Source organism: Petrocella sp., assembly GCF_059865615.1.
Map to the genome: position 1 here is coordinate 1 of NZ_JCBCDA010000009.1, position 14,815 is coordinate 14,815.

At 40.0% G+C, this 14,815-nt stretch carries 13 protein-coding genes; all 13 read right to left on the bottom strand.

Annotation, left to right across the window (positions count from 1 at the left end):
* Positions 1–174: group II intron maturase-specific domain-containing protein (locus tag AC6F8J_RS01285; RefSeq protein ID WP_500720530.1), on the bottom strand; the 174-nt coding region annotated here is incomplete at its 3' end.
* Positions 175–793: 619 nt separating this feature from the next.
* Positions 794–1,765, bottom strand: a complete 972-nt coding sequence (gene arcC / locus AC6F8J_RS01290; RefSeq protein ID WP_500720442.1) for a carbamate kinase — start codon at positions 1,763–1,765, stop codon at positions 794–796.
* 32 nt (positions 1,766–1,797) lie between these two features.
* A complete protein-coding gene (locus tag AC6F8J_RS01295; protein ID WP_500720443.1) occupies positions 1,798–2,784 on the bottom strand; it encodes an ornithine carbamoyltransferase in 987 nt (328 codons plus the stop codon).
* A gap of 1 nt (position 2,785) precedes the next feature.
* Entirely contained in the window at positions 2,786–4,000 is a 1,215-nt protein-coding gene (locus AC6F8J_RS01300) for a YgeY family selenium metabolism-linked hydrolase (RefSeq protein ID WP_500720531.1), read from the bottom strand.
* Positions 3,984–5,366: a pyridoxal-phosphate dependent enzyme gene (locus AC6F8J_RS01305; protein ID WP_500720444.1), complete on the bottom strand. Its 1,383-nt coding sequence runs from the start codon at positions 5,364–5,366 to the stop codon at positions 3,984–3,986. Before AC6F8J_RS01305 ends, AC6F8J_RS01300 begins: the two co-directional genes overlap by 17 nt.
* The gene (gene thrC / locus AC6F8J_RS01310) at positions 5,359–6,615 is read right to left on the bottom strand and encodes a threonine synthase (RefSeq protein WP_500720445.1); all 1,257 of its coding nucleotides are present in this window, start codon (positions 6,613–6,615) and stop codon (positions 5,359–5,361) included. Before thrC ends, AC6F8J_RS01305 begins: the two co-directional genes overlap by 8 nt.
* A gap of 14 nt (positions 6,616–6,629) precedes the next feature.
* A complete protein-coding gene (gene ade, locus AC6F8J_RS01315) occupies positions 6,630–8,336 on the bottom strand; it encodes an adenine deaminase (protein WP_500720446.1) in 1,707 nt (568 codons plus the stop codon).
* Between the two features lie 42 nt (positions 8,337–8,378).
* Positions 8,379–8,915: a cupin domain-containing protein gene (locus tag AC6F8J_RS01320; RefSeq protein WP_500720447.1), complete on the bottom strand. Its 537-nt coding sequence runs from the start codon at positions 8,913–8,915 to the stop codon at positions 8,379–8,381.
* Between the two features lie 32 nt (positions 8,916–8,947).
* A complete protein-coding gene (locus AC6F8J_RS01325) occupies positions 8,948–9,799 on the bottom strand; it encodes an FAD binding domain-containing protein (RefSeq protein WP_500720448.1) in 852 nt (283 codons plus the stop codon).
* A complete protein-coding gene (locus AC6F8J_RS01330) occupies positions 9,793–10,266 on the bottom strand; it encodes a 2Fe-2S iron-sulfur cluster-binding protein (protein WP_500720449.1) in 474 nt (157 codons plus the stop codon). The genes AC6F8J_RS01325 and AC6F8J_RS01330 overlap by 7 nt, the downstream gene beginning before the upstream one ends.
* Positions 10,259–12,373: a molybdopterin cofactor-binding domain-containing protein gene (locus AC6F8J_RS01335; RefSeq protein WP_500720450.1), complete on the bottom strand. Its 2,115-nt coding sequence runs from the start codon at positions 12,371–12,373 to the stop codon at positions 10,259–10,261. The genes AC6F8J_RS01330 and AC6F8J_RS01335 overlap by 8 nt, the downstream gene beginning before the upstream one ends.
* A 25-nt stretch (positions 12,374–12,398) precedes the next feature.
* On the bottom strand, positions 12,399–13,478 hold the full coding sequence (locus AC6F8J_RS01340) for a 4Fe-4S binding protein (protein ID WP_500720451.1): 1,080 nt from the start codon (positions 13,476–13,478) through the stop codon (positions 12,399–12,401).
* Positions 13,475–14,794, bottom strand: a complete 1,320-nt coding sequence (locus AC6F8J_RS01345) for an amidohydrolase family protein (RefSeq protein WP_500720452.1) — start codon at positions 14,792–14,794, stop codon at positions 13,475–13,477. The genes AC6F8J_RS01340 and AC6F8J_RS01345 overlap by 4 nt, the downstream gene beginning before the upstream one ends.
* Positions 14,795–14,815 lie beyond the last annotated feature (21 nt).

Consider the following 14,815-nt stretch of genomic DNA (forward strand, 5'->3'; position numbering starts at 1 on the left):
TGCTCCAAACTCTTCCATGAATCCTTTCATCATTCCAATTCTAAAGTAATTTATCCACCCAACAACCATTTGATTTACCCTTTTTATTGTTACTACTAAGGAACGTGATATTGCTTTTTGGTATATATACTCTTCGTACTGCTTTTGGAAAATATGTCCTATTTCTAATAGAATTCACAATATCATCTTTATTAGAATTAATGTAATCCCCTAGTTCCTCTACCCTTATACCATCAATCCCACTAGCACCTTTATTAGCAACAACTTTCTAGTACACTCTGTTTAAGTTCTCTTTTGTTGTAATCACTTCAATTAATTTCATTGCTGTTACTCCTCTGTTTATTGTAAAATTTATACATATCACTCCTCTAGATATAGACAATATCCCTCGGTTACGTTCCTACTTCAGTCCTTCAGTTATTACAACTACTATAACTTCATCTGACTCCCTCCCTAAACCTTTTTCGACCATATCTTTTGATATGTGGGTAGGGTCTCCCAGGCTAAGACACTAATCTTTCATTCCACAACCTCTTGATTTACAACTTCGGTTTACATTTACCTTTTGGGCTTTAGTTTGATATGAAACCTCACCCACCAAGTTTCTGTTCGTAGGCTCAAGAATTTTGCTACACCACTTCCTCCATCTATATCATTACTGATACCAACTTGTGGTTCGCTACACTTGGCGGTAAATACCCGTGGCTAGACTTTCACTAGCTAGATTAGTGCCATACCTGGCACACATATTAAGGTCCAACAGCCGTGAGGCTATTGGACCAATCTCTAAGTGTCAGCCGAAAGAACCGTCCCCCCGGTTGATGATTGTCGTCCCTGCAAGGCCATTAATCGCATCACTTAAGCAAGCCGGGCTAGTAATAATCGCCTTTTTCCCTCCAGTCCTGACAAAATCTGTCGCCGCATTAATCTTTGGCAACATGCTACCTGGTGCAAATTGATTATCCCTCTTCAATGCTTCTACTTCATCCAAGGTCAACATACTCAACGCCTTTTGAGTCGGCTTATTATAATCAATATAAACCTGATCCACCGCTGTTGAAATAATAAAATAATCCGCACCAAGTTGGGTAGCTAACAAACTACTGGCATAATCCTTATCAATAACCGCATTGACACCAACAAGCTTTCTATTTGCATCTCTAGTAACTGGAATCCCACCACCACCGATAGCCACCACCGAGAACCCTGCTTGAATAAGTGTCTCGATAGCTTCTCTTTCAATAATTTTCTTAGGCATAGGAGAAGGTACAACTCTTCTATACCCACGGCCGGCATCTTTAACCATATGCCAATCCGGATGTTGAGTGGTGATCCGTTCGATTTGTGCTTCTGTATAAAATGTACCGATGGGTTTTGAAGGCGCTTGAAATGCCGGATCATCTGGTTCAACTTCCACTTGTGTGACCACCGTTACAGCCTTGTTGGTTAAGCCTCTTTTATTAAACTCATTTTGCATGGCTTGTTGGATTTGATACCCTATAGCGCCTTGGGTATCTGCGTCACAACTTACCAAAGGTACCGGATGCATATGTTCTACTTCTTCGGCGATTTCTGAACGTCTCATGATAAAACCCACTTGTGGACCATTTCCATGGGTGATGACCACATTAATCCCTAGCTCAATAAGATCCACAATATGACGGACTGTTTCACAAACAGCCATGTATTGGTCTTCAATAAATTGATGCTCACTATCTTTGATTAAGGAATTACCGCCAATGGCAATAACCGCTAATTTTTCCATCTAATGCCTCGCCTCCATCATTTAATGCCATATCAACCTTTACCGCCCATGGTAAGAACCATAACCGCTTTAGATGTATGAATCCTATTTTCCGCTTCATCAAAAACAATAGAATGAGGACCGTCGATAACACTGTCTTCAACTTCGTTACCTCTATCTGCCGGTAAAGCATGCATATACATAACATTCTCATTGGCTAGTGCCATCATTTCTTCTGTACATTTCCACCCTTTATAAGACTCTAATAGATCATCAATAATAGCGTCACTTTGATTGTTCACCCAACTACCCCAGTTTTTGGGAATAACCACATCAGCATCTTTATAAGCTTCTTCCATGTTATGGGTGATTCTAAAACTTCCACCATTTTGTCTCGCATTTTCTCTAGCCTGTTCAATCGCCCATTCCGGCAAGTCATATCCTTCCGGATAAGCCAATGTCACATCCATACCATACCTTGGGAATAGCAATGCTTGAGTTAAAGGTACAGATATAGGTTTTTTATGACTTTTTGCATAGGCCCATATAATGGATACTTTAAGGCTTTTGGTGGTCTCCATCTTTTCCTTGATGGTCATTAAGTCAGCTATCCCTTGCATTGGATGATATAGGTCACATTGAAGGTTCATAATCGGCACGCTTGAATGCTCTGCTAGTTCTCTTAAGTATTTATTACCAATTTCCCAGAAGCAGTTTCTACAAGCAATCCCATGACCATAACTGGATAAAATGATGGCTGTATCTTTGGCCACTTCACCATGACTGATCTGCATGGTAGAAGTATCCAGATAATTGGCATGCCCACCAAGTTGCGCAAAACCTGCTTCCATAGAGTTACGGGTTCTTGTAGATTGTTCAAAAAACATTAAAAACATGGTCTGATAAGGTAGATATGGGGTTGGTATACCCATGGCAAATTTCTTTTTTAGATCAAAAGACACCTCAAGTAAAGTATCGATTTCTTCTTTGGTCCAATCTTGTAGAGTAATGAAATGTTTTCCTTTAAAACGTGTCTGCATATTATAAACCTCTCTTTCTTTTTATATAGGCTTTTGGAATGGTGGCATACATAGCTGCTGCATACACCAATTCATCTTTCCATGTTTTTTCATTAGGGGCATGGGCCTGGTCCTCATGACCGGGTCCAAAACCGATGCATGGAATCTCATAACGACCCATAATTGAAACACCATTGGTTGAAAACGTCCACTTGTCCACCAAGGGTTCTTTATCAAATAAACCTTTATAGGCCTCTACCAATGTTTGGGTGGCCTCATGGTCTTTAGGCAATACCCAAGTTGGAAAATAGGCATCTGTAGGATAGACAAGACCCGTATAAGAAGGACGCTCATAGGTGTACATAGATACTTTTGCCTCTGCTGCTTTTACAGATGGTAGGTTACGAATTTCTTCTAGGGCAGATTCATAGGTCTCACCGTGGGTTAGACGTCGGTCAACGGATATACTACAGCCATCAGCCACAGCACATCTTGAAGGTGAACTGAAGAAAATCTCAGATACGGTCAAGCTGCCTTTGCCTAAAAACACATTGTCCAGCAGATTTTCATGGAGCACTTTAAGTTCGTTTATAATCGGCGCCATCTTATATATGGCGTTGTCCCCCCGCTCCGGTGCTGATCCATGACAACTAACCCCCATGGTTTCCACTTTGATTTCCATACGTCCACGTTGACCTCGGTAGATGTTAAGGGAGGTGGGTTCTGTAATCACAACAAATTCCGGTCTGATTTTTGATTCTTCAATAATATATTGCCAACATAATCCATCACAGTCTTCTTCTTGCACTGTTCCAGTTACAAGCAAAGTATAATCATCCGCCAAATCCAGATCTTTTATAATCTTACCGGCATATACCATAGAAGCCATACCGCCTTCTTGATCACTGGCGCCCCGACCAATAATAATCTCATGATCTTCGTAGCCTTCATAAGGATCATAATCCCAGTTAGCAAGCTCACCGATACCCACTGTATCAATGTGTGCATCCATAGCAATCAAAGTGGATCCTTGGCCTATGTAACCTAGAATGTTGCCCATCGGATCTATTTCAATGCGATCAAATCCTGCTTTTTCCATTTCTTCCTTTATTCTTAGAACAACCAATCTTTCATCACAGCTTTCACTGGATATACGAATCATATCCCTAAGAAAGGTGGAAATGTCATCCCTGTAAGTTTTTGCACTTTCTAATATCCTATTAAAGGGTATTGTCATTTTCATCATCCTCATCTCTAAGTACTTTGATTTTTGCATTGTAGGCTTGAACTTTTGCATATTCTGTATCCCAGAATTCTTGGACTTTCATGGCATCCAAAAATTCTTTTTTATAACCAAAAGGTAACCAGTCTTTCTCTTTTTGATTAAATAGTTGCTCTTTCATTTCATGACTTCTAAAGTCTGTAATTCTACCTGTATCGGCTTCATCAAAAACATCTTTTTTCCATCTTCGCAGTACATTATCAGAAGTCTCAAGAGAACGTCTTTCAAGGTCAAGAATAACGGAGTCATACCGATCAAAGCCATCTGTTGCTATGGTCACCACATTGTCATCCGGTCCGAGCTTAAGATGTTTGGCCATTTTTATAGCACCTAGTATATTACAAATACCTGAAACGCCAAATAAGTCTCTTAAACATTCCGCCAAATCTTTGTCCGCACCCGCTTCAACAAGAATATGTCCCCCATCATGAATGACTTTCAAACCTTTAACACAATCATCATCTTCAATCATGACAACAAAATCTGTGTTTAACACATTATGAATCAAGGTACACATTTTGTCGCCTATACCTTCAATTCTATGTTGACCACGACCACCATCTGTCAAAGTTGAGCATTCATAAGGCTCAAGTGCTACGATTTTCGCATCGGGATAAACCTGCTTAATATGATCACCCGCTGCTATAGTGCCTGAAGAGCCAAGGGCTGATGTAAAAGCAGCAATACGTCCGTTTCCGATACCTTTGACCGCTTCAACCGCACTATGTCCGGTGACATGTCTATGGAATCTGTAGTTTGGAAACAATTCAAACTGAGCTAAGGCTTTGTTCTTAGGTTCTTTCATCAATTGATAGGTGCGTTCTAGGGTCAATATAACATCTGATTCGGTGCCAGGTGTCAAATCTAATCTAGCTCCATATCTCTTAATTCTCTCGTAACGTTCTTTACTCATATTGTCCGGCATAATGACAATGGCATCGTAGCCCATGAGATTACATATATAAGACACGCCAATGCCAAAATTACCGGTAGAAGGTCCTAAAATAGTATGTTCTCCAGGTAGAATTTCTTTGTCCACACAGCCTTCTATAAGGGTTGCATAGGCTGGTCCTACTTTATGGGAACCTGATGGGAAATATTTGCCAAGCATAACCACAATATTGGCATCAACGCCAGTTATGGCCTTTGGTAGCACCACTTTTCGAATTTCATTGTTTGGATCCCGCCATGTAATATTAAAAAGATTTAAAGGATCAAGTTCTTCCTCCTTGGCAAGAATCACTTTTTCCATAATGTTTTCTGAGATTTTGGAAGGATCCAACATTTCATCATAAGTTGGTCCGTATGGTATTTTACTCATTTTTTATGCCCTCCGCTTCGTTCATTATTTTTATAAAACTCTGGATATCCGGCTTTAGTCGCATAGGCTCTCCTACCGCTTCCATGCCATGTTCAACGTCCTTAAGTCCGTTACCTGTAATGATGACTGCTACTTTATCCTTTTTATGGATGATACCTTTATCTCGTGCTTTTTTAAGACCGGCAACACCAGCGACACCGGCAGGTTCTCCAAAAATACCCTCTGTTTTGCCAAGTAAAGCTATTGCGCTTAATATTTCTTGATCCGTCACTGTAAGATAGGTGCCATTAGAAGCTATAACACTTTGAATACCTTTAACCGGATTCCTAGGTACACCAACCGCAATACTATCGGCCAATGTATTTTCTTCTGTGGCTTCTAATGCTTTTTTTTCTTTAAAGGCATGATAAAAGGGGGCACAACCTTCTGCCTGAACCCCAAGTAGCTTAGGCATTCTATCTATTAAGCCAAGGGATACAAGGTCGAAGAAGCCTTTATACACTCCGGCAATGGTGCATCCATCTCCTACAGATACCACTACCCAGTCCGGTACATCAAAAGATAACTGTTCTGCAATTTCTAGGGCCACTGTCTTTTTACCTTCAACAAGATAGGGGTTAATCGCTGCATTCCTATTATACCAACCATAATGATCAATGGCCGCCTTGGATAACTCAAAGGTACTTTTGTAATCACCATCCACGGATATAACCTTAGCACCATAAACCATAAGTTGGGTTAATTTGCCTTTTGGAGCGCGCTTTGGAACAAAAATAACTGTCTTTAGGCCCATGTGAGCTGCGTTACCGGCTAAGGATGAGGCTGCATTGCCTGTTGAACTACAGGCTATGGTATCCTTACCTTCTTCCAAAGCTCTTACAACCGCAATGACGGATGCTCTGTCTTTTAAAGAGGCTGTTGGATTGACACCATCATCTTTTATATATAAGGTATCTATGTCCATATACTGAGCCAGTTGACAGCTTCGGTATATGGGTGTGCCACCAATCTTTAAAGTCTTTTGTAAATGCGTAGATTCAACTGGTAATAAAGGTGCATAACGCCAAATTGATGGATCTTCATGCTTTTTTAGACCGTCTTTCGTTAAGACCTTTGTTATGCTTTTATAATCATAATTTACATCTAAAATACCCAAATCACCACATTGGGGACAAGTGGTCATGGGACCTTGTTCATTTGTATATTCTTTTTCACATAATGTACATGTATAACCTGATACATAGGACATTCTAGGTCCTCCTTCTATACATCGATTTTAACAAAGGCAAATTGTGTAACATCAAACAGACCTTGGTCTGTGAGTTTTAATTCCGGTATGACCGGTAGTGCCAAAAATGCCAATGTTAAAAATGGCTCGATTTTTGTACTGACACCACTATCAAGGGCCAAGCGATCCATTTTCTTGATCTTTGCTATGACCTCTTCAAGGGGTGCATTGGTCATAAGTCCTCCTACTTCTAGTCTTAACGTCTCAATAACCACACCGTCTCTACAGATGGTCATACCACCGTCACATCTTTTGAGTTCTTCTATGGCGAGCCTCATATCTGCATCGTTATCTCCTATAACAATGACATTGTGTGAATCATGGGCTATGGTAAGGGCTACTGCGCCATGTTTTAAACCATAACCTTCTACAAGACCTATACCTACGTTGCCTGAGTTCTTATGACGTTCTATAACTGCCAATTTAAGAAGGTCTAGTTTAGGGTTATGTATAAAAAGATCATTCTTTATGTCTACTTTTCTAATTACTGAATCCGTTATAATACTTCTCTCTCTTAAACCAATAACTTTAGCAATACCTGTTGGTATCTTAAGGTCTAGATTAATAGCTCTAATATTTTCAAGCTTAACTGTTTTAAGCACACTTTCATCTTCAATCTGAGGTGCTTCAAAAAGTGGCTGATGATCTGTTGCCACCAGTATACCTTTTTTGTACACTTGACGGATGCTTACTTTTTCTAAGTTATCTAGTACCAATAAATCTGCTTCATAGCCTGGTGCTATGGCACCTTTGCCTTTTAAGCTATAGCATTCTGCAATGTTTAGGGTGGCCATTTGAATCGCTGTAATCGGACTAAGACCCAGTTCTATGGCCCGTCTAACATTATGATCCATATGGCCCTCGTTCATGATATCAATGGGTTGTTTATCATCTGAGCAGAACATAAGCCTACGGCTGTTACTTGGTGTTACACCTTTTAAAAGTTCATCTAGGTTTCTGGTAGCTGAACCTTCTCTTAAATGAACATACATCCCTTTACCAACTTTTTCTAACATTTCTTCTTTGGTGGTACATTCATGATCTGTCTTTACCCCGGCTGAGATGTAGGCATTTAATGCTTTACCTGTTACTTCCGGTGCATGACCGTCAATTAAACGGTCTGACATCATATCTATTTTTTCATGGACCGTTAAATTACCGGCAATAACGCCTGGATAATTCATCATCTCACCAAGACCAATGACCCTAGGGTGATCTTTTAGCTTCTTAAGATCCTTTGCCAATAAGACGGCACCTGCTACCTCAAACTCTGTTGACGGCACACAAGAAGGTAACATGATATAAATATCAAGGGGTACTTTTTCGCTAGCCTTTAACATATATTCAATACCGTTTAAACCGCATACATTTGCTATCTCATGGGGATCTGCTATGATACTGGTAGTGCCTTTAGGCATGATCAATCTTGAAAATTGTGATGGGGTCAGCATCGAGGATTCAATATGGACATGACCATCAATGAAACCGGGACATACATATTTGTGATTCAGATCAATTTCTTTAATGCCTTCATATTCTCCTACACCAACAATTCGACCCTTTTCTATCGCAATATCACCTGTTTCAATCTGTCCATTCAGTACATTAACAACTTGACAGTTTTTTAGTACCAGCTCTGCCTTTTGATCACCTCTTGCTATAATCATCTCTTTTATGGGCATGTCATTCCTCCTACCTATTAAACTATATTAACTGTTAAGACTCTAAAATCTTGGTGGGGTTATTGTAGATATAAAGCTTAATAGATCTTTACCGGGGTTCTCAATCTGATGGGGAATATTGGCGTAATAGTAAATAGTGTCACCTTCTGATAAGTTGTAGGTTGTATTACCAATGCGTATGAGCATTTCCCCTTCTAAAACGAAAATCACTTCCTCACCTGCATGGGCCATTGGTTCATCACAAGTAACACCGCCAGGTTTGAGCTTCCCAAGGAAAGTCTCCATTTGACGATTTAAGTCCGGTGATAATAACTCATATGAAACCTTAGAACCGGGAAATTGTATGGGCTGTCGTTCATGTTTTCTAACCACCGGATTTTCATTCATTTCTTCTATAAAAAAATGAAACACAGCCACTTCCAAAGCTTCTGCTATCTTTCTTAAAGATGTAATGGACGGCTCGGCAAGATCTCTTTCTATCTGACTAATAAATCCGGAGGTTAAACCGGACGCCTCTGCAAGGTCTTTTAAGCTCATGGCTTTTTCAATACGTTTTAGTCTTATTTTTTCGCCTAACATTGTCCTACCTCCACTTACAAATCATTGGGATTCTATGCGTGATGCTTAATATGCTTTATAAAATCAGTGAGCAGGTTAATGGTGCATGCTTTTCTATAGGTTGCCGAGGACCTTTGGTCATCAATAGGCTTAATAATCGATTCATAGTATTTTCCGATTTCTTCAACATTTTCATCCAACCAAGCCAGGGATTTACCTATAAGCTTGGACTCTATTGCCAAATCTCTTACAACTGTTGGCCCAACCGCACCGAAAGCAGCTCTAAAATTCTGAATGATGCCTTTTTTGATGTCCATAATCATACATACCGATAATTTTGAGATTGCATCTGCCTTACGTCCACCAACTTTTCTGTAAACACTATGGTTAAACTTATGACCGGATAAAATGATTTCCTTAATCATTTCATTATGGTTGATGATTGTTTTTCCCGGACCTTTTATAAAGCTATCAATCGGTACATGTCTAATACCATCTAAAGACTCCAACACCACCACACTATCTAGAACATAAAGTACAGGTAAGGTGTCACCCGCCGGTGATGCATTCACTACATTGCCGGCTAAAGTAGCACTATGTCTTATGGCTGGCGAGGCCATAATTTTAATGGCATCTGATAATAAAGTCGGTGTATGAAAATGATCCATAATGTCTTCTAAAGTCACACCGGCACCGATATGAATATTGGTGCCTTGACGATCTATATAGTTCACTTCTTCCAATTGTCCGACGAATAAAACATCTTGGTCAAAGCCTGTAGGTAAATCACTCCATGCTCGTTTCCTGACCATAAGGTCTGTGCCACCTGCAATAATTGTCGGTTTGTGGGTATTTAATAGTTCAAGGGCTTCTTCATAAGAAGTAGGGTAATACGTATTTACCACAAAGATCCCTCCTTTTCTACTAAGGATTGTATGGCTTTGACAATCATATTATAACCTGTGCAGCGACACAAATTACCGGACAAACCCTCTCTGATTTCTGCCTCTGTCGGATGAGGGTTTGCATGAAGTAAAGATTCTGTTGCAATGACCATACCCGGTGTACATATGCCGCATTGAACCGCTCCATGGGCTTCAAATGCTTTTCTAATTGTCTGTCCTCTTTGAGTTTTTGCAAAAGCCTCGATGGTCACTACGGATTTTCCATGCACATTACCAAGAGGCGTTATACAGGCATTCATGATCTTATGATCTATCAGAACCGCACATCCACCACATTCGCCTTCACCACAACCTTCTTTAGGACCGGTTAATCCAAAGCTTGTTCTGATAACGTCTAATAGTCTTTTAGTCGGATCTTCTTTTGTAATGACTGTTTTACCGTTTAATTCAAATCTTACTTCAACCATTTTTTATCAACTCCATAATGTATTCTGGTACTACGGGTATCCTAGTTACATGCTTTCCAATTGCATTTTCTATCGCCAGTGCAACCGCAGGTGCACCACCAATCAAAGTAAGCTCACCCGCACCTTTTGCACCATAAGGGCCAAGGGCATATGGGTTGTCCATCAATTCTGTCTCCATAAATACGGTATCTTTGGCTGTTGGTATGATGTAGTCCGTCACAGTCTTTTGTTGGACCCGCCCGTCTTTATTCTCCATGACTTCAAGCATACCGTAGCTAATCCCTTGAAGCATACCACCATCTGCCTGGCCAAGAATAACCTGCTCATCTATGGCTTTACCCACGTCATAAACCGACCATACACCTTGCAAAGTTACTTCGAAAGTGACTGGATCCACTTCTACTTCAACAATATTAATGCCCCAAGAATAAGCTGGGTAGGCATCCCCTTGTAAGGTTTCATCATCCCACTTTATATGTTCAGGTTGTTTATAACGTTCTTCAACCATGACTTCTTTTTGATCATTCCATTGATGTTTAAGTTGATCTGCTGCTTTTGCCAACAACCCACCTACAATCATCATGGTTCGGGATGCTACCGTCGGTCCTGAATCCGGAACTTTATCCGTATCCGGGTTCTCAAAGATCACTTGCTCAATTGGTATATTTAATTTGTGGGCAATTAGTTTTCTAAAAGTCGTTTTAACGCCTTGTCCCATATCTGCACTGGCAACCAGTATGTGGACTCTATTTAACTCATCCTTTTTAAGACGGACGACGGCTTTTATATGGACTTGTTCACCACTTCCAGTAAAACCACAACCATGTAAAAACCAGCTCATGCCAATGCCTTTATAGACACCTTTATGACTTTCTTTGTTAATACGCCCATACTTGTATTTTTTTATCTTATGTTCATAGTCAGATATCTCCATTGCCCTTTGAATCATCTTTTCCATAATAATAGGTTCAATAAAATGCCCACTGGTTGATGTTACATCGCCTGTTTTTGCCAAATATTTCATTCTTAAAGTGAAAGGGTCTTCATTTAACTCTTTTGCAATATGATGCATCATCATTTCAACGGCAAAAATCATTTGTGGTGCGCCGAAACCTCTAAACGCACCGGTTGGTACAGTATTGGTGATATAGACATCGCCGGTAATATGAAGATGTTCAATGGTATAAGCTCCGGTAGCGGCAATCATGGCTCTTAAAAGTACAACACCGGAAAGTCCAATATAAGCACCACCATCTAAGCCAACATGGGTTCGAAGGCCTATAATCTCATGGTCTTTTGAAATGGCTGCTTCTATCTTAATCTTTGCAGGGTGACGCTTTGTTGTATAGGCCATATCTTCTTCTCTGCCGTAGATTAACTTAATAGGCCTTTTCATTTTTTTCGAGGCTACAACAGCTTGACAGGCTATCAATGACGGGAACTCTTCTTTCCCACCAAAAGCACCACCTGTTGTCGCTTGCTCAACTCTAACTTCCTCCTCATTGCATCCCAACACATTCGTCAGAGCGTTTTTAACGTAATATGGACACTGAATGGAGCCAAGTAAGGAAATCTTATCCGGTTCATATAAAGCTATGACGCCTTGAGGCTCAATGTAAACATGCTCTTGATAGCCAGTCTCATAGGTGTGTTCAATCACCTTATAGGCTTTATCAAAAACAGCTTCACCTTGGCCCTTGACATAAGACTTATGAATCTTACTGTCTACATAATCATAAACCGGTTCATATGCTTCATATTGGATGCTAATCTGATTCATCAAGCTTACAATCGTGGCTTTGTCCTCACCAACCACCAATAAAATAGGTTCACCATAATAATTAACGGTCTCTTCAACAAAAACAGGCATATCCTCAAAGATAATTTTTACAAAGTTTTGACCGGTTATATCTTGATGGTCAACAATAGCATAGCCTTCCGGCATATCAGGATAATGTCTAGAAACAATACGACCGCATGGAATGGTTGCTCTTAGTGTTCTGGCATAAAGGCATCCTTCCGGCTTTATATCATCGATGTACTTTGCTGTACCTGTTATTTTTTCAAAATTATCAACCTTGTTAATGGATTTGCTAATGTCTAACACCATACCACCTCCCAGTGACATCTTACTAATAGTTATCTACATATATGGCTTTAACCGGGCATTTGCTGACACACAAATGACAACCAAAGCATTTTTCCTGATCAAACATAATCTGATTTTCAAAACGAATCGCAAAATACGGGCAAATCTTCACACACAGCATACACTGGGTACAAAGTTGCGTATCTACCTCCGGTACAATCGGTTCATAGCTTAGTGTTTTACCAAGTCCTGCCTTAGTGACTTCTTCAATGGATGCAAAACCATATTTTTCAAGTGCTTTTGGTAGGTCTTTGATAATCTTACTATATAAATCCTTGCCTTTTAACAGGGCTGCTGATAGCATCTGTACACCACTGGCACCTGCTAATAAAAATTCTATGACATCATCGGCACTAGAAACACCGCCTACACCGATAACTGTAAAATCCGGCATGGCTTGCTTGATTCTATAGACTGTCGCCAAAGCTAGATTCTTAATGGCCGGACCGGACGTCCATACAAACCCACTTTCACCACCATATGTTATTTCTCTTGTTCTAATATCTATTTTCATTGTTGGACCAAGTGAATTGATAGCCGCGATGCCACTGGCGCCTGCCTCTCTAACGGCTTTGGCAAAGGCAACCGGATCATCCATGTGTGGACTGACTTTCATGTAGATAGGCTTTTTCGTATGGGCTCTTATGGTGCGTACTGTTTCCCTAATAACCGATAAGTCCTTGCCAACATAATGGGTTGAGATCTCAAATGCATCTGCATAAGGGTCCAGCAAGGCTATCAAGAGTGCCATATCTTCTTTGGTATACCCTACAGAGATAATTAATGGTACACCTTCTTTACGATAGCTAGGTAAAATATCTTCAAGCCAAACTTCTTTGCTATGTTCAGACCAAAGCTCAGAATTCATAACAAAATATTTGTCACCATATATACAAGGCCTTGGTACGATGGCTGCAGTTGATGAAATGGTTTTAGTAACAACAGCCCCCACCCCTTCATCACGTATGAAGTTCAACTTTTCAAGGTCTCCTACCAATGGACCTGATGCCGGCATTAATGGATTTTTTAGTGTTATGCCATCAAAGGTTATATCTAATTTCATACTATTTCCCCCTCATAATTGGATGTTTTTCGAACTCTATCCCATAACTTTTTAGCTGACTTTGATGCTTCTCTATAGGTGTTCATAAGATTATCCTCAACTTCATAATAATCCAAGACCTTCTTTCCTCCACACCAAACATAACTTGGCTTAAAGCTATTTGCCAAACCAAAACATACATGTCCAAAGGCATTATCCTTATTCATAGGTGTTGGTGGTACATAAGGTATCATCAACAAATCGGCTTCATAACCTGCTTGAATCCGCCCAAGTTTACACCCCAGGATACTGGATGCATAAATATATGTTTGATTGACCATTTTAAGCACTTGACCTAGACCGAATCGAACCGGTGTTAGGTCCCGGTGATGCATAGCAAAATTCAAGTTAAGCCATTCCGGCGTTATGCCGCTTCCAATACCATCATTACCGATAATAACTGGTATACCTTCTTTTTCAAAAAGCTCGTGGTCTGGTAAACCCACCCCATTGTTCATATTTGAAGTGACATTAAGGGCTACTGTACATTTTCTTCGACCAATAAGATGCGCCTCATCCTCATCAATATATAGGCAGTGGACCAAAAGACTGTTTTCTCTTAAAAGTTGGTGTCGATCCAATCTATGTATGATTCTTTCCCCATATCTCTCCATACTTAAGTCTTCGTCCATATGACTTTCAGCCACATGAATATGAATTGGTATGTCTTCTATGACTTTTGAAATCTTTACAAGACTCTCCTCTGATAAGGACATTGCTGCATGAAGACCGAATAGGCCTACCGTTTTAGTGGTCTTATATTTCTTGGCAAAGCTTAGATTTTCTTCAATGCAGGCTTCAATATCAAAACGATCACTGCTTTCGAAACAGAATACCCCTCGAAGCCCAATTTCATCACATATGGCTTTTTTTAAGGTTTCCAATGAACCTTTAATATCTAAGCCACTGGCATGATGGTCGATGATGGTGGTGATGCCATTTTTAACACCCTCAATACCGCTTACAATGCCAGAGTAATAAACACTGTTCAGGTCTTGACTACCATCTAGCTTCCACCACAACTGGTCCAATATTTCTTGAAAATTCTTAGGGTCAAAAGGTAATAACAAGCCCCTTGCAAAAGTTGAATAAATATGATGGTGACCATTAATCAAACTCGGCATAACCAGTTGGTCTATTGACTCTATGACTTCATAATCCCGATTCACAAAGTTCGCCATAGGTCCTACCTCAATTATTTTATCATCAAAAATGATATATTGGTCCTTCGCATATGTCTTAAAATCATAATAATTGACATGGGTTAGTGCAATCATAGTCACCCTCCTTTAATCCTT